Origin of the sequence: Labrenzia sp. PO1, assembly GCF_012273635.1 — a bacterium.
Classification (GTDB): domain Bacteria; phylum Pseudomonadota; class Alphaproteobacteria; order Rhizobiales; family Stappiaceae; genus Roseibium; species Roseibium algicola.
In genome coordinates this window covers 307,139-328,490 of sequence record NZ_JAAXCR010000001.1, presented here as the reverse complement: position 1 = coordinate 328,490, position 21,352 = coordinate 307,139, and the positions used below count along the sequence as shown (strand labels likewise).

19 protein-coding genes are annotated in these 21,352 nt (G+C 59.6%); 6 read left to right on the top strand and 13 right to left on the bottom strand.

What is annotated here, in order from left to right:
- Positions 1–50: 50 nt before the first annotated feature.
- Positions 51–935, bottom strand: a complete 885-nt coding sequence (locus tag HCG46_RS01595; protein WP_031269215.1) for a LysR family transcriptional regulator — start codon at positions 933–935, stop codon at positions 51–53.
- Between the two features lie 172 nt (positions 936–1,107).
- Here HCG46_RS01595 and HCG46_RS01590 point away from each other — a divergent pair, with 172 nt between their 5' ends.
- The gene (locus HCG46_RS01590; protein WP_168684263.1) at positions 1,108–1,770 is read left to right on the top strand and encodes a helix-turn-helix domain-containing protein; all 663 of its coding nucleotides are present in this window, start codon (positions 1,108–1,110) and stop codon (positions 1,768–1,770) included.
- On the opposite strand, the gene HCG46_RS01585 is transcribed toward HCG46_RS01590, so the two are convergent.
- Together HCG46_RS01585 and HCG46_RS01580 are read right to left on the bottom strand one after the other, a co-directional pair.
- Positions 1,722–2,117: a VOC family protein gene (locus HCG46_RS01585; RefSeq protein ID WP_031269217.1), complete on the bottom strand. Its 396-nt coding sequence runs from the start codon at positions 2,115–2,117 to the stop codon at positions 1,722–1,724. The genes HCG46_RS01590 and HCG46_RS01585 overlap by 49 nt on opposite strands.
- Before the next feature lie 87 nt (positions 2,118–2,204).
- Positions 2,205–2,813 (bottom strand): TetR/AcrR family transcriptional regulator, encoded by a 609-nt coding sequence (locus HCG46_RS01580; protein ID WP_168684261.1) that lies wholly within the window; start codon positions 2,811–2,813, stop codon positions 2,205–2,207.
- A 140-nt stretch (positions 2,814–2,953) separates the two neighbouring features.
- Here HCG46_RS01580 and HCG46_RS01575 point away from each other — a divergent pair, with 140 nt between their 5' ends.
- A complete protein-coding gene (locus tag HCG46_RS01575; RefSeq protein WP_168684259.1) occupies positions 2,954–3,382 on the top strand; it encodes a VOC family protein in 429 nt (142 codons plus the stop codon).
- Positions 3,383–3,527: 145 nt separating this feature from the next.
- On the opposite strand, the gene HCG46_RS01570 is transcribed toward HCG46_RS01575, so the two are convergent.
- From HCG46_RS01570 to HCG46_RS01555, 4 genes are all read right to left on the bottom strand, one after another.
- Positions 3,528–4,022: a hypothetical protein gene (locus HCG46_RS01570; RefSeq protein ID WP_023000797.1), complete on the bottom strand. Its 495-nt coding sequence runs from the start codon at positions 4,020–4,022 to the stop codon at positions 3,528–3,530.
- Positions 4,023–4,191: 169 nt separating this feature from the next.
- Positions 4,192–5,658 (bottom strand): hypothetical protein, encoded by a 1,467-nt coding sequence (locus HCG46_RS01565; RefSeq protein WP_023000798.1) that lies wholly within the window; start codon positions 5,656–5,658, stop codon positions 4,192–4,194.
- Positions 5,659–5,695: 37 nt separating this feature from the next.
- Positions 5,696–6,622, bottom strand: coding sequence for a DUF6384 family protein (locus tag HCG46_RS01560; RefSeq protein ID WP_023000799.1), 927 nt, complete (start codon positions 6,620–6,622; stop codon positions 5,696–5,698).
- A gap of 62 nt (positions 6,623–6,684) precedes the next feature.
- Positions 6,685–7,890, bottom strand: coding sequence for a cell surface protein (locus tag HCG46_RS01555; protein ID WP_168684257.1), 1,206 nt, complete (start codon positions 7,888–7,890; stop codon positions 6,685–6,687).
- 349 nt (positions 7,891–8,239) lie between these two features.
- Between HCG46_RS01555 and HCG46_RS01550 the strand changes: the two genes are divergently transcribed.
- Complete coding sequence (locus HCG46_RS01550; protein ID WP_168684255.1) at positions 8,240–10,666, top strand: DUF3772 domain-containing protein; 2,427 nt, start codon at positions 8,240–8,242, stop codon at positions 10,664–10,666.
- 84 nt (positions 10,667–10,750) lie between these two features.
- Here HCG46_RS01550 and HCG46_RS01545 read toward each other — a convergent pair whose 3' ends face one another.
- Positions 10,751–11,683 (bottom strand): pseudouridine-5'-phosphate glycosidase, encoded by a 933-nt coding sequence (locus tag HCG46_RS01545; RefSeq protein WP_055656658.1) that lies wholly within the window; start codon positions 11,681–11,683, stop codon positions 10,751–10,753.
- A 105-nt stretch (positions 11,684–11,788) separates the two neighbouring features.
- Complete coding sequence (locus tag HCG46_RS01540; RefSeq protein ID WP_209009266.1) at positions 11,789–12,712, bottom strand: PfkB family carbohydrate kinase; 924 nt, start codon at positions 12,710–12,712, stop codon at positions 11,789–11,791.
- A gap of 339 nt (positions 12,713–13,051) precedes the next feature.
- Between HCG46_RS01540 and recA the strand changes: the two genes are divergently transcribed.
- Together recA and alaS are read left to right on the top strand one after the other, a co-directional pair.
- Positions 13,052–14,122: a recombinase RecA gene (recA, locus tag HCG46_RS01535; protein ID WP_031269221.1), complete on the top strand. Its 1,071-nt coding sequence runs from the start codon at positions 13,052–13,054 to the stop codon at positions 14,120–14,122.
- A 353-nt stretch (positions 14,123–14,475) separates the two neighbouring features.
- The gene (gene alaS / locus HCG46_RS01530) at positions 14,476–17,133 is read left to right on the top strand and encodes an alanine--tRNA ligase (RefSeq protein ID WP_055655143.1); all 2,658 of its coding nucleotides are present in this window, start codon (positions 14,476–14,478) and stop codon (positions 17,131–17,133) included.
- Between the two features lie 541 nt (positions 17,134–17,674).
- On the opposite strand, the gene HCG46_RS28495 is transcribed toward alaS, so the two are convergent.
- A complete protein-coding gene (locus HCG46_RS28495; protein ID WP_023000808.1) occupies positions 17,675–17,800 on the bottom strand; it encodes a hypothetical protein in 126 nt (41 codons plus the stop codon).
- Between the two features lie 191 nt (positions 17,801–17,991).
- Between HCG46_RS28495 and HCG46_RS01525 the strand changes: the two genes are divergently transcribed.
- Complete coding sequence (locus tag HCG46_RS01525; RefSeq protein WP_208993906.1) at positions 17,992–19,323, top strand: cyclic nucleotide-gated ion channel; 1,332 nt, start codon at positions 17,992–17,994, stop codon at positions 19,321–19,323.
- A 17-nt stretch (positions 19,324–19,340) separates the two neighbouring features.
- Here the strand turns inward: HCG46_RS01525 and HCG46_RS01520 are convergent, their stop codons facing one another.
- The 3 genes from HCG46_RS01520 to HCG46_RS01510 form a co-directional block, all read right to left on the bottom strand.
- Positions 19,341–19,778 carry a hypothetical protein gene (locus HCG46_RS01520; RefSeq protein WP_168684253.1) on the bottom strand — a complete coding sequence of 146 codons (438 nt, stop codon included), beginning with the start codon at positions 19,776–19,778 and terminating at the stop codon, positions 19,341–19,343.
- A gap of 148 nt (positions 19,779–19,926) precedes the next feature.
- Positions 19,927–20,559, bottom strand: coding sequence for a glutathione S-transferase family protein (locus HCG46_RS01515; protein ID WP_168684251.1), 633 nt, complete (start codon positions 20,557–20,559; stop codon positions 19,927–19,929).
- Complete coding sequence (locus HCG46_RS01510) at positions 20,556–21,281, bottom strand: ABC transporter permease (RefSeq protein ID WP_353621804.1); 726 nt, start codon at positions 21,279–21,281, stop codon at positions 20,556–20,558. Before HCG46_RS01510 ends, HCG46_RS01515 begins: the two co-directional genes overlap by 4 nt.
- Positions 21,282–21,352 lie beyond the last annotated feature (71 nt).

Below are 21,352 nucleotides of genomic sequence, written 5' to 3'. Positions count from 1 at the left end.
GATTGGAAATCATGATCGAACATCATTTGACCGTTTCGGCTAACTTCCGGTCAGACCTCGGAAATACGCCTTGCTTCGGACAGAAGAGCCCGCAAAACCGGGGTGTGCGGTTCGCGATAGGGGGCCACGAGGCCGACAGTGTGACCGGTATGAACGCCGACAAGAGGGATCGTCTTCAAGGGTTTTCCGGCTGTCAGAAATTCTGCGAGATCCGCTGGCAGGACGGTTATCCAGCCACCGTCCAGCACATTTGCCACCAGCACGACCGTGGAATTGGACTCGATCCGGGCTTCCGGCATGATTCCGGCTTCACCGAAATGACGGTTGATGATCCGCCGGTTCTGCATGTCGGGCGTCAGAAGGCAGATCCGTTCCTCGGCCAGCTCCTTCCATTTGACTGACTTTCTGCCCGCGAAGGACGAAGCTTCATTGCATACCAGCATATAGCTTTCATTGTAGAGCGGTTCGGTGCTGACCCTGCCGGTCGGTTCGTTGTCGAGGTAGGAAATGCCGGCATCGATATCGAGGTTCTCCAGCATCGACAGGATTTCCATCGAATTTCGCGACAAGATGGTGAAACGCACGTTCGGGTGCTTGTTACCGAACCATGTCGTCAGTTTGGCTGCCCAGGTGAGGGCGGTCGGGATGACGGCTATGCGCAACTGTCCCGTCAGGCCGTCGCGGGAGAACCGCATCTCCTCGCGCAACTGGCGGGCATCCCCCACGATCTGACGAGCCCAGACCAGGGCACGCTGGCCTTCCGGTGTCAGACCGCCGAACCGGGAGCCTCTGAAAAACAGCTGAACACCAAGCTGATCCTCAAGCTGCTTGATGCCGGTCGAGAGTGTCGGCTGGGCGATGCCGAGGCTTTCGGCCGCACGGCCGAAATGTTCTTCCCGGGCCACGGCGAGAAACATCTCCAGTTTTTCGATCATCACAAAGGCTCCGAACCGGTCAGTAATGGGTAGGTCCATGCTTCATGACATTTGATCAGGAGAATTGAAAGTGGCGTTTTCAATCAGAATTTTCGATCGATATATACTTGCAGCTGCCCACGCCAGGTTGAACAATCTCGCTTGCGCTGCCGCCACCTGCTAAAGGTTGGCCATGAGTGGCACGGTCAGATTTGAAAAATGGCATCACCGGATCGACACAGCGGAAAATGCGCTGATCTTTCCGGATGGTTGCCGGGATGTGCTGGTGGTGCGTGAGCAGGGCAAGCGGGAAAAGGTTCTGCTGACGGACCTCGATTTCCAGCCGCGCATCGCCGAACTCGCGGCCGGGACGCATATCACGGGGTTCCGGTTGCGCCCGGGTGGCGTCGTTGAGGACGAGGTTCTTCAGGCCATTGAACGCGACTGCGAACGAGTGGAAGACATCCTCGGAAACGCACTTGACGAGACCAATGACCTGGATGACGTGATCGTTGCCCTGACGTTGCCACAGTCGACCGTCGAGCGGGCATCGAAACAGGCGGGCGTGTCGGTGAGAACGTTGCAGAGGCGGTTTCGGGAGCAAGGCCTGCCACCACCGGAATACTGGCGCTTGCTCGCGCGAGCGCGCAGGGCTGCAGGACTGCTGGCGACGGAAGTGCCGCTGGTGGAGATCGCCGCTGTGTGCGGCTTCAGCGATCAGGCCCATATGACGCGCGACCTGCGGCGCTGGTTCGGACGGTCACCGGCGCAATTGCGCCGGGACCCCGATAGCCTGTCGCTGTTGTCTCAACCAGCACTGGGCAACTGGATCGGCGAGCAGATCTCCACGAGGTAGCCGAAAGGATCGCTCACATAGGATGTGATCTGCCCCCAGGGTTCCTCGCGTGCATCCTGCAACTTGTTTGCACCGGCGGCGACTGCACGGGCAAGGGAGGCTGCAACGTCATCCGTCTCGAACGCCAGTTCGAACACAGGTGACTTCGGTTCGGGGGTGCCCGGTGTCTTTCCGAGCTGGTTCATCAGTGCTTTGGATGAGAACGCGAGCTTTGTCTCGCCCGTTGCGAGTTCGCCGTAGTCTCCGGATTCATGAAGAAACAGACGTTCCAGTCCGAAGGCCTTCTCGTAGAAGTCGAGAGCGGCGGCGACATTCTCGACGTAGAGGATGGTGTATCTCAGAATCACTTGGGTCTCCCGGTCGGTTGGTTTGGCGCCAGCCATAGAAGGTTGGTGCAAGGCCGTCTTGAAGGATCACGACATCAGAGCCGATTGTCAGTCTGTCAGGATGCCGGCCAATAGCTTGCGGGTCGCCGCTTCATACGCTTTCCTGTCGCCGCCATTTGCAATTGCCAGCGCCGCGCGGTCGAACGCGGAAGAGAGCAGGTCCGCCAAAGGCTCCAGGGGAATATCTTTCAGTGTACCGTGATTGGCTGCATGCCGCAGGCCTTCCAGTAGCGTGGCACCGCCGGTCTGGCGATCGATCTCCGCCATTTCCGACAGGCCGAGCACCGTCGGTCCTTCCAGCAGCATGATCCTTGCGCGGCCCGCAACGGACATGGCCGAGAAATAGGCGCTGGCGCCGGACATGAAGGCATCGAGCGGTGTCTGGCCCGTGTTCGTCTGGCTGTTGATCTCCGCCGCAATCGCTTCCGATTCCTGGTGGACCAGCGCCCGCATCAGGTCAGCCTTGTCAGCGAAGTGATGATAGAGCGCGCCGCGGGTGACATCAGCCACCTTGACGATCTCAGGTGTTCCGGTTTCCGCATAGCCTTTTTCAACGATCAGCGCCCTTGCCGCATCCAGCAGGGCCTTGCGCGTTTCCGCGCGCCTTTCCGCCTGTGTACGGCGTTCACCTGACTTCTCGGAGTTTTTGCCTTGCATACATGCAGCCTGTATGTTAGTTGAAAAATACATACAGACTGTATGTCTTTTTGTTGCGATTGGAAAGTCTCGGAAACAGCCGGAGGCCGGATGGAACAGGCAATCCACATCCGAAATTGGCGAGGAACAGGAGAAAAACGATGAAATGCACCCAGTATTATCCGGTCCTCATGACCGACAAGGTCGCGGAGACTGCCCGGTTCTATTCGGAACATTTCCGCTTCAAGCCGATGTTTGAAGCTGACTGGTACGTGCACCTGCAGTCGGAGGAGGACGAAAGCGTCAATCTCGCGATCCTCGACCAGAATCACGAAACCATTCCGGAAGCCGGTCGTGGCCGGGGCGCAGGAGGGCTTCTGATCAATTTTGAGGTCGAGGATGTCGATGCGGTTTATGAGGCCGCCCAGGCGAACAGGTTGCCCATTCTGCAGGTGCTGCGGGACGAGGCCTTTGGCCAGCGCCATTTCATCACGTGTGATCCGAACGGAGTGCTGATCGACGTGATCAAGCCGATCCCGCCCAGCGAAGAGTTCCTGAAGCAGTTCGCCGCTGAAGCTGTGCCTGCCTGACGCGTCGACAGTCATGCCGGTGAATGCGTCCGGAGTGAGGGAAGTCTCCCACTGCTGTGATCCGCTTCGGAGTAGGCCGGCATGAAAGAGGCGTGGCCGGAAACCCGGCCACGCCTCGTCATTTTCAAGACTGACTGTTGATGCGTCAGGAGGAAACCGGCGGACAGGAGCTACCCTGTTCGGCGCGCGACTTCAGACCTTGAAGGCTCTGCATCGTGTTCGGGTTGCCCGGCAGAACGAAGCTCTGCTCAAGTGCCGTGCGCACGTTGTTGATCACGGCAAGATCCTGAACAGCCAGCGTCTGGCAAGGCGTTCCGGTGAAGCGAACCCGGATGCGGATCACGCGCTGGCCGTTGTCGGACGGGCCGAATTCGGAATCGAGCGCTGGGTTCGCGCCGGTCATCGGCCGTTCCAGAACCACCATGTTCGGCTGGTCCTGCAGTACGACGGTGCCGCGTTCCTGGGCACTGGAGACCAGTGCGGACCGCACGCTTGCCGGATCGGCTGCGATATTTACCGATTGCGCGCCGGCCGGCACGTCCAGCCTTGGCTGATCCGGCTGTGTGGGGCGCTGAGAGGACCCGGACTGGCAGGCGGCAAGAGCAAGAGCGCAAAAAGCGGATAAAACGATACGTCGCATGGGCAGTCCCAAGGTTAAAATGGTCAACTTAAGAGCCGGTCTAGAACACGTCTTCACAAAGCACAAGAAAACTGCATGTGACCGCCACCATCTTCTGCCAGTAAACTGACATAACACTCCTAACGAAGCCTTGTGGCCTCACGGGGGCAGGGATTTCAATCGGTGAAGGTCAGAATGTATCGCCTGTCTTGAAACCGCCACCACCAAAACTTCCACCGCCTTTGAAACCACCACCGCCGAAGCCGCCACTGCTGCCGGACCGTTTGCCGGAACTTCCGCCAAAGCCGCCACCGAAGCCTCCCATGGACTTGGGAAGACCCGAACCGTTGGGGAACGCGACCTGGCGTCCCTTCGGTTTGCGGCGTTTGTGCGAACGCTCCGCGCGGGCCCAGTATTCGGCACCGGTAATCGCACCCTTGACCAACTCGCCCAACAGGACGGTCGTCAGTTTCTCGTCAGAGAAGGTGGACTCCCAGCTGCCATAGCCGCTGGAACGGAAACGCTTGATGACGTCTGCAAGTTCCGCGCGGCGTCGACCAATATCGCGTTGCAGTTCCCTGTCCTGACGGATCTCGCGTGTAACCTGGTCGATGCGCTCCTTCAGATCCTCGATCCGCTGAACGATTTTCTCGTCCTCGGGCGAGGGAGTGTCGAGCGCGGCGCGCCACAAATCCTTGAGGTCATCCGCCTGCAGAGAAACGGACAGATGTTCCTCCGCCTTCTGGAAGTCGGTGTCTTCCCCGCTGGAAAATTCGGCGAGGGCCGAGGACAGCGTTTCGATCCGCCTGTCCAGATTGTCGAGTTCTCCGTCGATACGGTCGATGTCCGCGCTCAGGGTTTCGATGGTGCCGACAAGATCCGTTCCGGCAGCGTCGGTCATTGCATTGCGGCTGAACTCCGCGAGCTTGTCCTGTTCTTCCAGTGCGATTTCGGCACAGCGCTCCGCATGGCGCGCCATGCGGTCCGGAATGCTGGTCAGCATCGCAAAATTGGCGCGGGCGTCGTTGAAACCGACAAGGCCGGCCACCCATCGGTCGAGCGAGCGCACAAGACCGCGGTGCGCGTACGCCGGTGTTCCGAAACCGCGTTGCCACAGATACATGAACAGCGGATCGGCCTCATAGGCCTTGCCTTTTTCCTTTCGGTCCTTTTCGGATGTAGCCGCCTTGGAGGCGGCTGCCTCCGCAGTCGCAAGAGCGGCTTCTGTCTTCTCGCGCTGTGCCTGATAACCGGCATCGCCTTCCAGACGGCCGTCGACAGCCTCCATCAACTCGTCCATCTGGTTTTCGGCGGCATCACGGGCGCTATCGAGCTCGACGCGCTTCTTCTGCAACTGGCTGCGGTCGCTTTCGCACTGACGCAACTGGTCGGTCAGGACCTTGTAGTCCGCATTGCGCTTGTCCAGAAGCTTGCGGGCTTCCCGTGCGGCGCTGTCGAGGCGTGTGTTGAGTGCGCCGGCACTGTCGGTATCCAGTCGGAACCGGGCAAGGTCCCGGTAGGCTTCGCTCTGGCGTTCCTGCAGGTCCGTCAGGGCGCGGGTCGAACGCTCGATCCGCTTGCTCAGCTCGGCTTCTTCACGGCGCAAATCGGCAAGTGACTGCTCGATGGTGCCCAGGGTCTGGCGTCCCGTCAGCATGCCGGTGCCTCCCGGTGAGGCGGTGCAATCCTAACCGCTACCATTTCGTAATTGCTCCGTCCTGAACGCCGCTGCGCCATTTGATATCCAGCTCTCCGCGCCGCTTCTGCCCCAGGACACCTTTTTGCACGATGCCGTCTTCCATCTTGTCGCGGCGAACGGCGTTGTAGATGGTTTCCGAAACGCGCTGGCCCCATTTGTCGACGAGTTCGGCCTCGCTGCTTTCCTCCGACACGATCCTGCGTTCCAGGATCTTGCCGTCCGCGTCCACGGCTTCGACCACGATGTAGTAGTTCTCGGTGTCTGGATTGGATTCGGGAATGCGGGAAACGCCGGTCGGCACGCCTTCGCGGGAAATGATCCGGACCTCGAACACTTCCTGCAACCGTCCGGCAAGATCGCGCAAGTCGGCCTCCGCCTTGAAGGCTGCCTCGTTGTTGCCGTCCGAAAGGGCAAGGTTGCCGTCGGTGGCCAGACGTGCGGCGTTGGCTTCGATTTCGGTATTTTCGGTCAGGGAATCGATCCGCCCGACCAATTCGGTATAGGTCGCGGGCAGGGCCTGAAGCCTTGCCAGCAGGTCCGCTTCCGCACGTTGTGCCGGCAGCTTGACGATGAAGTACCAGGCCGCAATGCAAACGATGACGACAGCAACGACCGCCGCCAGCCATTTTGACCAGGTGCTGCGCGAGATGTAGATCATCGCCAGCGTGCGCTGGAAGCCTGCGGAAGGTGGAGAATAGACGAAGCGGTCGCGCTTCAGGTCCTCGACACCCGCCTTCAGGATATGGTCCGGAACATCGATGCCCTGGGACGCATAGACCTGACGCAGCCGCTCGACCATGGCGGCATCGCGTTCATCGGTCTTCAGCTCGCGGGCCACCTGACCTTCTTCATGACGCAGCGTGTCGACCACGTCCATCGCCATCATCAGATCGTCAAGCGGGGCGTCGGATTTGCTTGCCATGAATGCATGTCTTCTTGAAATAGGGCGGGCCGGAGGGTCCGGCCTGCCGGATTATCGTCAGATCAAAGGGCCTTGCCCTGGGCGGTCAGCTTGGCAAGCCGCCGCTTGCCGTCTTCCACGGCGTTGCGGATTTCCTCGGAATTCTTGGTCGACATCTCGCGCATTTCGTCGATGATTTCGCGCGACTGCACCTGGAAATTGACGACGGAGTCGACAAGCTTTTTCACCGAGGCTGCGGCAACGGTCGGTCCATAGCCGGCTTCGAGCGCCTTTTTCTGCACTTCGTCGCCGATGTCCGCCAGCGTTTCCAGGCTCTTGTTGATGCCGTCCTTCATGGCGTTCAGCGTCTCGGTGCTTTCGTGCAGGCCCTGGAGGCCGGTGAACGAGGCGTTGAGTGCGGTGAGAACGGATTCGTTGGTGGAGAAGAAACTGACCGACTGGGCGTATACGCGCTCCTTGGCGTTGGTCGTCTGGACCAGACGCGCCATGATGACCTCTGACGTGTTGTAGCCGATCGTCAGGTTGTCGGAGAGGTCCTTGGCGATCTGATACCGCTTTTCCTCGTCCTGCATTTCACGCAGCTTCTCGTCGCGTGCCAGTTCAAGGCGAGCCTTCTGCGCCGGGTCGTCACCGGTGTATGCTTCGACTTCGCCGGAGGCAACTTCAAGGGCACCCTTGGCAGCGTCCAGTTTGCCGTTTGCGATATTCAGCAGTTCCAGCGCGGTGACTTCCGCCTGTTTCAGGGCACCGCGGAAATCGCGATAGGCTTCCAGAATGGTCTGTTCCCGCTCGATCTGGTCCTTGGTTGCCTTTGCAACGTCCTTGTAGGTACCCCGGATATCATCGAAACGATCGGAAATGGTCCCGCGGCGGAAGTCGCGCCACTTGTTGGACAGGTTCTCGGTGAAGGAGATCTTGCCGTCGGCAAGCTGATCGACCAGTGCCTTCGCGTCATCGCGGATGGAATTGAACGCCTCGGTGATCTGCTCGTAGCGTTCGCCGATATCCATCTGCTGAACCTGCGAGCGAACAACCTCGTTGAAATTGGAAGCCTGGGCCAGGGTCCGGGTGATGATCAGCACCTTGTCGGGAGAAAGATCGGTGATCTGTTCCAGAAGGGCGTTGATCGGAGCATCCTGCTCGCTTTCCGGCGTGATGCCGATGTCGCGGAGGGTCGACAGCGCACGGTCGAGGTACTGAAGCGGGGAAATGCTTCCTGCCGGAGCCGTTGCAGTCTGTGGGGTTTCAGGGGTTGCCGCGTCTGTCATGTCTGACCTCCTTGAAGGACGCGGCTTGTTTTCAGGTATTTTGCCGCAACGTCCTGTTAACGTCATAATTTCGCATGTTAGGGCAGGCTTACGCCGCTCTGTCAACGGCTTGGCACGCATTTCGGGCCAAAGCCGGGCAGCCTTGAAACCTGCCAGAGGCTTTCCTTAGGCCCGTTTTGCGACAAATGTGTTTCCATGGTGAAAGATCTGCCGAAATTCGCAAATAAGCTGATTGTTCGAATCGGACCGCGGATGGATGCATATGCCTTGAAGCCCACCTGGCTTCCTAGGCAACGTGGTCAGTCTGCGGACCGGAACCGGGCCTTGTCCCAAAAGTGATGGCGTCTTCATGAAGTTTCTCAAGTGTATCCTGCTGGTTCTTGCCTTATCCATCACTTTTGCCGGCGGCATGCCGGCCGGAACGCTGTTTGCCCAGGAAGCCGGGCAGGTTCCGCCGGAGCCCCTAGCGCGGTCGGCCGAATTGTTCAGCCGGGCGGCAACGGCGCTGGAAGAAAGAAGCATTTCTCCCAAGACCCTCGATCAGCTCCGGTCTCAGCTCGTTGAGGTTCGGGACGCCAGCGCGGAGATCATAGATCGCGGGAACATTCGGGCGAGCGCCCTGGAAGCCCAGCTGAACAGCCTCGGTGCACCGCCTGCAGACGGGCAGAAGGAAGCTGAAGAAGTTGCTGCAAGACGTCTTGAGCTTACCAATGCGCTGGCGGCCGCAAATGCACCGGTCCGTGTGGCCGGCGAAATCAACAATCAGGCTATCTTCTACATTCGCCAGGTCGACAGGCAGCTTCGTGCGCGGCAATTTTCGACACTGTTGGACAGGTATCCTTCGCCGCTTGCGCCGTCGACCTGGGCCGCGGGCTTTCAGGAGATCGGGGAATTCATAAAGCGGTTCGAACGTGGTGTGCAGAACGAGTTGGCCCGTCCGAGCGTCTCGAAGAAACTGCATGAGACAGTGCCGCTTTCCCTCGGTCTGGCAATTTTCGGGATATTGTTCCTGACGGTTCTGCAGCATCCGATTTCGCGTGCTCTGAAGCTCTATTGCGAAAAGCCGGCCACCGGTGCAAAGGCGTTGATGCTGGCGGTGCTCTACAATGCCAGCTTTATCGTGCTTCCGACCATTGGTGCCGTCGCCCTGGTCTCCATCTTTCCCATTCTCGATATCTATCCGAACTCGGTTCGCACGGCGGTTATCGCTGTGCCGGTAATGGCTCTCGTGATGATCATAGCGAACTGGCTGGGGCACACGATTTTTGCCCCCGGACAGGATCGCTGGCGTCTCCTGGAGCTGGGGGACCGGGAAGCAAAACTCGGGTTGCGTCTCTGCCAGGGGCTGGGCGTCTTCATGGCCCTTGAAGTGGCGGTCGAGGCATTCGAACTCGATAACGCCTTCGGTACGGCAGCGATTTCGGTGCTTTCGGCTCCCCCCATTGCGATGGCGGCGGTACTGCTTTGGTCTCTGGCCAGCGTCATCAGATCCAACAAGTCCGTTGAAAGCAATGCGGTGGAGAGCGAGCAGACAGCGGAAGAACCCGAGGAGGCATCAGTAAAGCCCCAGGAATCCGGCTTTCTGCTGTTCTTGTCGCTGCTCATGAAGACATCCGCCGTTCTTGCCGTCTGCGTGACGCTGGTGGGTTATGTCCAGCTTGCCCGGGTGGCGATCCTGCCGGTAATCATGACGGTTGCGGAGCTCGGTTTCGGCTTCATGCTTTACCATCTCGTGCTCGTTGTCGTGAAAACGGCTATCGGCAAGCGGGAAGACGAACCTGCTCCGGTCCTCGTTGCCTTTGGGTTGATCTGTGTTCTGACACTGATTTTCGCGCCCCTGATCGCCATGACCTGGGGCGCACGCGGAACGGATATCGTCGAGGTCTGGTATCTGCTCACGAACGGCGTGCAACTGGGCGACATTCACCTTTCGCTGGACTCCTTCATCGTCCTGGTTGCCATTTTCGGCATTGGCGTTGTCGTGACGCGCTGGCTGCAGAACCTGCTGAAGGCGACCGTACTGCCGCAGACGCGGATGGACAGCGGTGCGCAGAACGCCGTCGTCACCGGCACAGGCTATGTCGGGCTCACGCTGGCGGCTTTGATTGCGATTTCCACCGCCGGATTGAACCTGTCCAGTCTTGCGGTCGTGGCCGGTGCCCTTTCGGTCGGTATCGGTTTTGGTCTTCAGACCATCGTTTCCAACTTCGTTTCCGGCATCATCCTGCTCATCGAACGGCCGATCAAGGAAGGGGACTGGATAGAAGTATCCGGGCAATCCGGATATGTCCGCAAGATCTCTGTCCGTTCAACGCGCATCGAAACCTTCGACCGCCATGACGTCATCATTCCGAATTCGGAGCTGATTGCCGGCACGGTCAAGAACATGACGCTGACCAGCAAGTCGGGCCGGCTTATCCTGCCGGTTGGCGTTGCCTATGGCAGTGATCTTGAAAAGGTGAAATCGATCCTGTTCGATGCAGCACGCGGGCACAGCACGATCGCGCGTTATCCGACGCCGCAGGTTCTTTTCATCGGGCTGGGCGACAGCTCTCTGAATTTCGAACTGAGATGTTTCCTGAAAGACATCGGCAATGTGATGATTACCAAGTCGGACCTTTACTTCACGGTCTACAACGAGCTTGGCAAGGCGGGTATCGAGATACCGTTCCCGCAGCGGGACCTGCATTTCAAGGATATCGACCGGTTGGCGGCGGCACTTGAGCGCCGTCAGGCGCCGGAAGTGCCTCAACCGGTGGAAGACAAACCGTCCTGACAAGTCGGCCGGGCTTTCAATCCGTTTGAAGTGAAAGCCCGGCTAATTTTTTGGGTCCAGTTGGTTTCTCGCGTAAATGTGCCGTCAGACCAGTTCAGCGGCAATACGCGCGGCCAGGCGGGCATTGTTACGCACCAGCGCGATGTTGGTGTCGAGGCTGCGGCCGCCGGTCAACTCCAGGATGGCGCCGAGAACGAACGGGGTCACGTCCTTGCCGCGAACACCCTTCGCAGTGGCATCCGCAATAGCTGCATCGATGTAGCCGGTCATTTCATCCCGCGGGATCTGGTCGGCTTCCGGTACCGGGTTGGCGATCAGGACACCGCCATGATCGGGAAAACGGGACCGCATCTTCAGGAGCGAACCGATTTCGGCGGCCGAATTCAGGGAGTAGGGGGCCTTGAGACCACTGGCCCGCGACCAGAATGCCGGCAGTTCTTCCGTGCCGAAAGCAATGACGGGAACGCCCTTGGTTTCCAGAACTTCGAGGGTCTTGGGAATGTCGAGCAATGCCTTGGCACCGGCGGACACTACACAGACCGGCGTGCGGCCAAGCTCATCGAGGTCGGCGGAAATGTCGAAGCTTTCTTCCGCACCCTTGTGAACGCCGCCGATGCCGCCCGTGGCAAAGACCTTCAGACCAGCGGCATGCGCCGCCATCATCGTGGCGGCGACGGTTGTCGCGCCGTAGCATCCGGTGGAAAGTGCGAAGGTCAGGTCGGCACGTGAACACTTCATCACGTCCTTGGCCTGTGCCAGGCGGTCGAGATCCTCATCGGAAAGGCCCACCATGATCTTGCCGTCCATCAGCGCGATGGTGGCCGGAACGGCGCCTTCCGCGCGAATATCGGCTTCCACCTCACGGGCGGTCTCAACGTTCTTCGGAAAAGGCATGCCATGAGTGATGATGGTCGATTCCAGCGCAACGACCGGCTTGCCGTTCGCAAGTGCCTCGCGCACTTCATCGCTGTAAACGATCAGATCCCTGATGGCGGAGGGCGTTGTCGGAGTGGTCACGGCGTGTGCCTTTCTGTTTTCGTCCGGCAGCTCGGGCCGGGTCAATTCTGCGGGTCTTATAGGCGCAAGGCGGAGCAGCGCCAAGATTGGAATTTGTCCATATGGTCAAAAGTTGGCGAGGGCGTCCCAGGAGAGCTCTTCCGCGAGGGCGCCGGTGCTGCGCAGGGTCAGGGCTGCAGCTGCAAGGCCTATAGGGACTGCTTGCTTCAGGCCATAGCCTCTGGCGAGCGCCGCGACCGTTCCGGCGCTTAATGCATCGCCTGCTCCGGTGACATCGACGATATCTGTTTGAAGCGGTGCGAACCGGTGAAGTTTCCCGCTTTCGAGCACCAGCACATCAGATGCTGCGCTGGTCAGGACAAAACTCTTGAGACCGGTCTGCGACAAGGCCACCGCCAGATCTTCGGAAGACGTGCCGCGGGAAAGCCCGGTAAGCGTGACCGCTTCGCCGCGGTTCAGCATCAGGCAATCCAGTTTGCCGAGAACCCCACGCAGCCGGACTGCCTTGGCATCTGAAACGGCATTGGCAACAAGACGCCCGGGCAAGGCACGCCCCGTCAGCCGGACCAGCATTGCAGCGGGCAGGTTGGCATCCAGAAACCAGATCGTATCGTCCGTCGCATTTGCTGCAAGATCCGCAACGATACCGTCGAAGAGATCCTCGGGGGCTTCGGACAGAACACGGTCGTCAACGCAGGCGGCCGCTAGATCGCCTGCCGGATTATGTAACGCAAGGTACTGGCCCGTTGCGAAACCTTTCCGGGCCTTCACATGCAGCTCGAGCCCTTCCTGGCTGAGCTGGCGGGAAAGCATGTCGGCAGCGCCGTCTTCTCCAACCGCTCCCACGAGGCGTGTTCCAACCCCGAGCCGAACCAGCGCACGGGCAATGTTCGTGGCAACGCCGCCCGGCTTTGCGTTCAGCCTCGATGGGGTCGAGGTCTCGGGGCGGATCGGCTCGCTGGCATGGGCGATCGTATCGTAATGGATCGCACCGATTGCGATGACGGGGGAGGAGATGGCTGAAGTCACGTTCTGGACTGTCTCATGAAAAGCCGGGATCAGAACAGAAGCGTTCGATGCGCCGGTGCGGGCAACCGTTGAAGGGGCGGGCTAGCAGATTAAGCGGGGGGCGGCAACTGGCGGCAGGCAAGCGACGGTGATTCTGCCCGATCGCGGAATCACGGGATGTTCCGATCAATAGATTACGCTAGGTAAGTTCTAAAATCGATAAGTGAGAACATATTGGAAACAAACAGCCATTTTCATTTTAATACCAATCGGTTTTGCCGACTTGTCAAATGAGAACAAAATGTGTACAAAGGCTCTCATTGAAACGGCGCGTCCATCGTGGAATAAGGAGCGTAAGCCATGTCGCAAAGTACACTTCGTCTCGTAGAAAGCAGCCAGATGGATAAGACAAAAGCGCTGGACGCAGCGCTCAGCCAAATCGAACGCGCCTTCGGCAAAGGCTCCATCATGAAGATGGGCCAGGGCCAGGTGGTTGAGGTGCAAGCCGTCTCGACCGGGTCGCTCGGACTTGATATCGCGCTCGGGATCGGCGGTCTGCCGCGCGGCCGTATCGTCGAGATCTACGGACCGGAGTCTTCGGGTAAAACCACGCTTGCCCTGCATGCGGTTGCCGAAGCCCAGAAGACCGGTGGTATCTGCGCCTTTGTCGATGCGGAGCACGCGCTGGATCCGATCTATGCGCGCAAGCTTGGCGTCGATATCGACAATCTGCTGATCTCCCAGCCGGACGCCGGTGAACAGGCGCTGGAAATTGCCGACACGCTGGTGCGCTCCGGCGCCATTGATGTTCTGGTCATCGACTCGGTCGCCGCTCTGACGCCGAAGGCAGAACTCGAAGGCGAGATGGGCGACAGCCTGCCGGGCATGCAGGCCCGTTTGATGAGCCAGGCGCTGCGCAAACTGACCGCGTCGATTTCCAAGTCGAAGTGCATGGTGATCTTCATCAACCAGATCCGCATGAAGATCGGCGTGATGTTTGGTTCTCCGGAAACCACGACCGGCGGTAACGCGCTCAAGTTCTATGCCTCCGTCCGTCTGGATATCCGCCGTATCGGTGCGATCAAGGACCGGGACGAAGTGGTCGGCAACCAGACCCGCGTGAAAGTCGTCAAGAACAAGCTTGCGCCTCCTTTCCGTCAGGTGGAATTCGACATCGTCTATGGTGAGGGCGTGTCCAAGACGGGTGAGCTGATCGACCTTGGTGTCAAAGGCAACATCGTTGAAAAGTCAGGTGCCTGGTTCTCCTACAACAGCCAGCGTCTTGGCCAGGGCCGGGAAAACGCAAAGCAGTTTCTGAAGGACAATCCGGAAATTGCCGATGAAATCGAACTGGCGATCCGCCAGAACGCCGGCCTGATCGCCGATGCGATCATTGATCCGGACGCTGCATCGGAGGAAGCAGAGGACTGATCCTCAGTTTCCGGTCTCCTTCTGCAAGAGCTCCGGACGTTTGTCCGGTCTTCCAAGGGCCTCCTTCCGCACTCCGGAAGGGGGCCTTTTGCTTTTCGGGACCCGCAACGGAGCGAAATTGGAAGAGGTCAGACCCTGTCGGAGCGATTGTCCTGCGCGTGCGGGCAGCCTTCATTCCGGAAATCGCCTGTTTCCCGGCAGCTTTCCGTTAGGTCGGGCCCGTGCAACCGCTGGACAGGGTTGGAGGTGAAAGTTAAAAGGCTGTTCCGGCGGGGATCGGCGACCCAGATCCAGCGCCTTCAAGATTTTCAACAGGCCCTCATATGCGGGGCTGTGACCGATGCGAGATCCGAATGACCGGCGTAAATGAAATCCGCTCTGCCTTTCTGGACTATTTCAAGACAAACGGCCACGAAGTGGTCGAGTCCGGGCCGCTGGTGCCGCGTAACGATCCGACGCTGATGTTTGCGAACGCGGGCATGAACCAGTTCAAGAACGTGTTCACCGGCCTGGAAAAGCGCGACTATTCCCGTGCGGTCACGGCGCAGAAATGCGTTCGCGCCGGCGGCAAGCACAACGACCTGGATAATGTCGGTTACACTGCGCGCCACCACACCTTCTTCGAGATGCTGGGTAACTTCTCCTTTGGTGACTATTTCAAGGACCAGGCGATCGAACTGGCCTGGAACCTCGTCAACAAGGAATTCGGCCTGCCGAAGGACAAGCTGCTGGTAACAGTCTTTGCCGAAGACGATCAGGCGTTCGATCTTTGGAAGAAGATCGCAGGTCTCAGCGAAGACCGGATCATCCGCATCGCGACGTCAGACAATTTCTGGTCCATGGGCGATACCGGCCCGTGCGGCCCCTGTTCTGAAATCTTCTACGACCATGGCGACCACATCTGGGGCGGCCCTCCGGGCTCTGCGGAAGAAGATGGCGACCGGTTCATCGAGATCTGGAACCTCGTCTTCATGCAGTACGAACAGACGCCGGAAAAGCGTCTCGACCTGCCGCGTCCGTCCATCGACACCGGCATGGGCATCGAGCGTATCGCCGCTGTCATGCAGGGCGTTCACAACAACTACGACATCGACCTCTTCAAGGCGCTGATTGCGGCGTCCGTCAACGCCACGGGTGTGGAAGCAGAAGGCGACGCCACCGGCAGCCACCGCGTGATTGCCGACCATCTGCGGTCCACGAGCTTCCTGATTGCCGATGGCGTACTACCGTCCAACGAAGGCCGCGGTTATGTATTGCGCCGGATCATGCGCCGCGGCATGCGCCACGCCCATCTTCTTGGGGCGAGCGAACCGCTGATGCACAAGCTGGTTCCGGCGCTGGTGCGTGAAATGGGCCGTGCCTATCCGGAGCTAAGCCGCGCTGAAGATCTGATCACCGAAACGCTGAAGCTGGAAGAAACGCGTTTCCGCAAGACGCTGGAGCGTGGCCTCGGCCTGCTCGACACCGCAACCGAAGGCCTTGAGGCTGGGGGGCGTCTGGATGGGGAAACCGCGTTCAAGCTCTATGATACCTACGGCTTCCCGCTGGATCTGACCCAGGACGCGCTCAGAACGCGCGACATTTCCGTTGATACGGATGGCTTCGATGCTGCAATGGAGCGCCAGAAAGCGGAAGCCCGTGCGGCCTGGTCTGGGTCAGGCAGCGCTGCGACGGAAGCAGTCTGGTTCGCACTGAAGGAAAAGCACGGTGCCACGGACTTCCTCGGCTATGAGACCGAGACGGCCGAAGGCGTCGTTGCCGGTCTTGCTGCTGACGACAAGGAAGTTGCCAAACTTTCCGCAGGTGAAAGCGGTTTCGTGGTTCTCAACCAGACGCCGTTTTACGGCGAAAGCGGCGGCCAGGTGGGCGACACCGGCTGGATGCTGGCCAATGGCGTCAAGGTTGCCGTGACCAATACGCAGAAGAAGGCCGAAGGGCTCTTCGTTCATTCGGTCACCGTGGAAGAAGGCGAGCTGGTTCCGGGCCTTGCCCTGGAGCTGAAGGTCGACCATTCCCGCCGCAAGTCGATCCGTTCCAACCACTCGGCGACGCACCTTGTGCATGAGGCCTTGCGCGAGGTCCTTGGCAATCACGTCGCTCAGAAGGGCTCGCTGGTAACGCCGGAGCGCCTGCGGTTCGACTTCTCGCATCCCAAGCCGGTGAGCGATGAGGAACTGGCAACGGTCGAGAGCTTCGCCAACGAGATCGTGCTGCAGAACGCGCCCGTCGATACCCGCCTGATGGCGGTCGACGACGCAATTGAAGCTGGCGCCATGGCTCTGTTCGGCGAAAAATATGGTGATGAGGTTCGCGTCGTTTCCATGGGGACCGCTCTCCATGGCCCCAAGCAGGGCAAGCCTTATTCGCTTGAACTGTGCGGCGGAACACATGTGAAGCGTACCGGCGATATCGGTCTGGTGACACTGGTTTCCGAAGGTGCGGTTGCTGCCGGTGTTCGCCGGATCGAGGCGCTGACCGGCGCAGAAGCCCGTGAATATCTGGATGCCCAGGACAAGCGCATGCGCGAACTGGCCAGCCTGCTGAAGATCAGCGCCGATGATGTTCCGGCTCGCGTGGCCCAGCTGGTTGAAGATCGCAAGAAGCTGGAGCGCGAACTGGCGGATGCCAAGAAGAAGCTTGCCATGGGCGGTGGCGCGGAAGGCGGCACGCCGGTGAAGGACGCCGGCGCGTTCAAGCTGATGGCGCGTATCGTCGAGGGGATCAACCCGAAGGATCTGAAAGGCATGGCCGACGAGGCCAAGACCCAGCTCGGGTCCGGCGTGGTCGTTCTGATCAGCGTTGCCGAAGACGACAAGGCCGCCATCGTGACTGCCGTCACGCAGGATCTGACCGACAAGGTCAGCGCCGTGGATCTGGTGCGGATCGGGTCGGAAGCGCTCGGTGGCCGCGGTGGTGGCGGTCGACCTGATATGGCGCAGGCCGGTGGACCGGATGGGTCCAAGGCCGACGCAGCCGTTGCCGCAATCGAGGCACACCTCACGGGGCTCTGACGGTTCTACAGGCAATCAAAATTGAAAAGGGCGGTCCCTTCAGGGCCGCCCTAGCTCGTTTAAGGCGCTCGGTCACTTCCCGGGTGAAATTACGCATATCCCTCCTTGGTCATCCCGGACGCAGTGAAACGAAGATCCGGGATCGGGGAGCCCTATTGCTCTCGGCATGGCCTCTTGAGGTCCTGCAAGGTTTGTCGCTCCCCGGTCCCGGCTCGCGCTTCGCTTGGCCGGGATGACGACGGAGGGGACATTGGTTGTTTTGTGGGGAAGGCGGCCTTACTGGCTTTCCCGCTCGCCTGAAGGCATCAGGTCTCTTCCTCGCTACCGAGTTCAAACAAACCCCTCCTTGGTCATCCCGAACGCAGTGAAGCGAAGATCCGGGATCGGGAAGCCCTATTGCTCTCGGCATGGCCTCTTTCATTCCTGCAAGGCTTGTCGTTCTCCGGTCCCGGCTCGCGCTGTGCTTGGCCGGGATGACGATGGATGGGGCGTCGTTTGAGGTGACCTGGTCAGGTCTGCCTCCGGCGGCCTGCCGGTTGGTTCAGTTCAGCAAAGCAGTCACTGCCAGGGCGGCGGCTGCGAAGAACGTCGAGACCAGCAACATTTTCAGCACGATGTGGTGAGGCGTGGTTTCTGCGGCGCGAACCTTGTCGGTGTCTATGGTCATGGTGTCCTCCTTCCGTTCGGTTGGCTATCCATGGAGATGGGGCCTGCGACAAAATTGCCCAATCACGTTCCGCTCACCCCTATGCACAGCTTCGTGCGGCATGGTGAGGGCTGTCCGCGTGGAGAGCTTTGTCGTAGCCTGTCTTTCGGCTATTCATGAAAACGCGAGCAAAATCAGAAACGGGGGGCTCGGTGTCCGGCCACGAATTCAAACGGGCGCTCTATGAGGTGCTTGAGGACACGGGCAAACGCCGCATCGGCGCGCGCGTGCTGCGGAATTTCCTGATCGTCCTCATTCTGATCAACATCGCGCTTGCGGTGCTGGAAACCGTGCCGGAAATCCGCGACATCCTGAGCACGCATCTGCGTCTGATCCAGTTGGGCAGCGGACTTGTCTTTCTGGCCGAATACGTCATGCGTCTTTACGTGGCCGATCTCCATCCGCCGCTGCGCCGTTACGGGCCGGTGTTTTCCAGGCTGCGCTATGCGATGCAGCCGGACGCGATCATCGATCTGATCGGGGCCCTGCCGCTGTTGTTCGTGGTTTTCCTGCCCAATCAGGCGGTCACGATGGTCGTCATCCTGAGGCTGCTGCGCTTCCTGAAGCTGGCCCGGTATTCACCGGCGTTGCGTTCGTTGATTTCCGCCGTCGGCAACGAGCGTAGGGCGCTGCTCGGATCGAGCATGATCATCTGCGGTGTCATCCTGATGGCTGCCACCTTGATGTATCTGATCGAGCATGACGACCAGCCGGAAAAGTTCCGCAGCATTCTGCACGGCATCTATTGGGCGATTACCACTGTGACGACCGTCGGTTATGGCGATGTCGTGCCGGTCACCAATCTCGGCAAGACGGTTGGGGGTATCGTCATGCTGATGGGCTACGGGCTGATAGCCTTGCCGGTCGGCATCATTGCTTCGGCCTTTGCCCGGGAAATCCATAGCCGGGATTTTGTCGTCACCTGGTCGATGGTGGCACGCGTACCCCTGTTCGAAGACCTGAAGGCGACGGAGATTGCCGAAGTTGCGAAGCTGCTGCAGTCGCTTCGCGTGCGCAAGGGCGGCACGATTGCCGAGCAGGGCGATGTTGCGGACAAGATGTATTTCATCGCCGACGGAGAAGTCGAAATCCGGCTGCAGCACGACACGGTCTATCTCGGAGAAGGCAGTTTCTTTGGCGAATTGGCACTGATCAATCAGACACCCAGAACCGCGAAGGTGGTCGCTTACAAGGATTGCCAGCTTCTGGTGCTGGAGGCGGAAGCCCTCAAACACCTGATGGACAGGGATGAAGGGCTGGCCAAGAAGATCATGGATGAAGCGCGCGACCGTGTGGCGGCCGGAAAACGCGTGCTGGGCGAGCTGGCGGAAGAGGAACTTCAGCAGTCGGGCGTGTTTGCATCTTCAGAGAACACTGACCAGGAGCCGGAGCTTTTCCAGGGGGACGATTCCAAGGACGAAGCCGACTCTGAAGATGACATGATGGAGGAAGTTGCCGGAACGCAGAAGGATCCGGCAAAGTAGGCCAGTCAGAAAGGCGTTCAGTAGGGTGTCAGGCCGCGGGGTACCTGGGCGTAGAGCGGATCGCCCTGCCAGAAGACATCTGTCGGGCCGACGACAAAGTCGACCAGGTTCCATCGGTTGAACTGGTAACGCAGCAAGGCGAAGGTGACGAGGCCATCCATATAGTCCGCCTGCGAGGCGAAAGTCGTGCGGGACAGGTCAATGGCGCCACCACCTGGGCGCTGCGGCGAGACCTGGACGAAAGCCCAGCCATGGCCTGAACGCATCCAGTTGACCACGAACTCGACCGGCGGTCCCACCCTTGCCTCCATCATCGGACGCATTGCATCGAGTATGTCCTTGCGCTCGGCAGTGCCGCGGGAGGGCTCGTGGACGGTCTGTGCCGATGCTGCCAAACCGGCACACATCAGCAAAAGGCTGCTCAAGAAAACAATTACAAGCTTTTGAAACTTCATCAAAAAATCCCCTTCTTCATAAAATGATTCAATGTTGCGCCCGCCTGAAGATAAATGGAACAACGGGCGTCGTGGAACGGCAAAAGACTAACATGTTTGCAATGGATCTGACCTGCGGAAAAGATAAAGGCCTGACGCGTAATCGCGCTCAACCAGACAATCCGGTTTTTCTGAAACTGTCGCGTTCCTTGAACATCTGTAGCCATGAAGACAGCTTCGGCGCCGAACGCAGCAGCAGCCGGCCTTCTTCTGACAGCTCGAAGAGAGCAAGCATCGGGACGGCATGGCAGTCGGCGAGGGTGAGCTGATCCCCCATCAGGAACGAACCTTCCGTCACAAGCGCTTCCAGTGTTTTAACGATCGTTCTTGCCCGGCCGAGCGCCGAGGCGATCTTGACTTCATCCGCGGGGGCGCCGCCAGAGGGCTTTGACACCCGTTCGACGAAGATGTCCCAGACGAGGGTCTTGTAGGCGTAATTGTCGAGGATGGAGAGAAGCTGAGCCATGCGCGCCCGCGGTTGCGGAGAGGCTGGCTGAAGCGGAGGGCCGTCGAAGGCTTCGTCGATGTAGCGCAGGATGGCCGCTGTTTCGAACAGGGTGAAGTCGCCATGCTTCAGTGTGGGGATCTTGCCGAAAGGCTGCAGCTCAAGATAGCTTTCCGGCGGTCCGCCCGGAGTAAACACATCGATCGGGACTAGCTCGTAGGCGATCCCCTTTTCGATAAGTGCCATTCGGGCCGAGCGCACATAGACCGAATAGTCCGCGCCATAAAGTTCAATCATCGAGACCCTCCGTTCAAACGGTCGAGACGCAGCCTGTCACGGTTGTCGGTCAGGCGCCACACACTGGCGAAGGTAGCGCCAAGGACACCGAGGCCGGTAGCACCGCCAAGCAGAAACATGATCATGAGCTGGTATTTGACTGCTTCGCGCGGATCGACCCCGGACAGGATCTGCCCTGTCATCATTCCGGGCAATGACACGACGCCTGTTGCCGCCATGGCGTTGATGATCGGCGTGAAACCTGACCGCAGTGCCTGACGGGAGAAGGGGCGTGTCGCTTCCCAGCGGGTGCGGCCCAGCAGCAACTGGGCTTCCACATCGCGCCGCCCGCGGGCAAGCGACGTGTGAAGCGTATCAAGGCCGAGGCTGACCCCGGTCATGGTGTTGCCGAGCACCATGCCGAAAAGCGGCAGTGCATATTGCGGCATCCAGACCGGATCGGGGCGGATGAGCCCTGCCAGGGCGTAGATCGTGACGAGGGTGCCTGCGACCAGCATGACGGCAACGCCCAGCCCCGGGCCCCAGAGGCCAGCCAGGCGACGGTCTTGCCGCGCCCAGATTTCGCGCCCTGCAAAAGCCAGCATCACGGCAGCAGCCAGCAATGTCCACAACAGGGATCCGGCAAAGAAGATTGCCTTGAGGACAAGCCCAACCAGGATCAGCTGCACGCTCATTCTCAAGGCCGAGATGATGAGCGTGCGGGTGAGGCCGAGATCAAGCACGATCGAAAAAAACCGCGTTCAATAGCAGGAACACCGAGGCAGCCACGAGGTCCCAATAGGTGAGGGCGAGA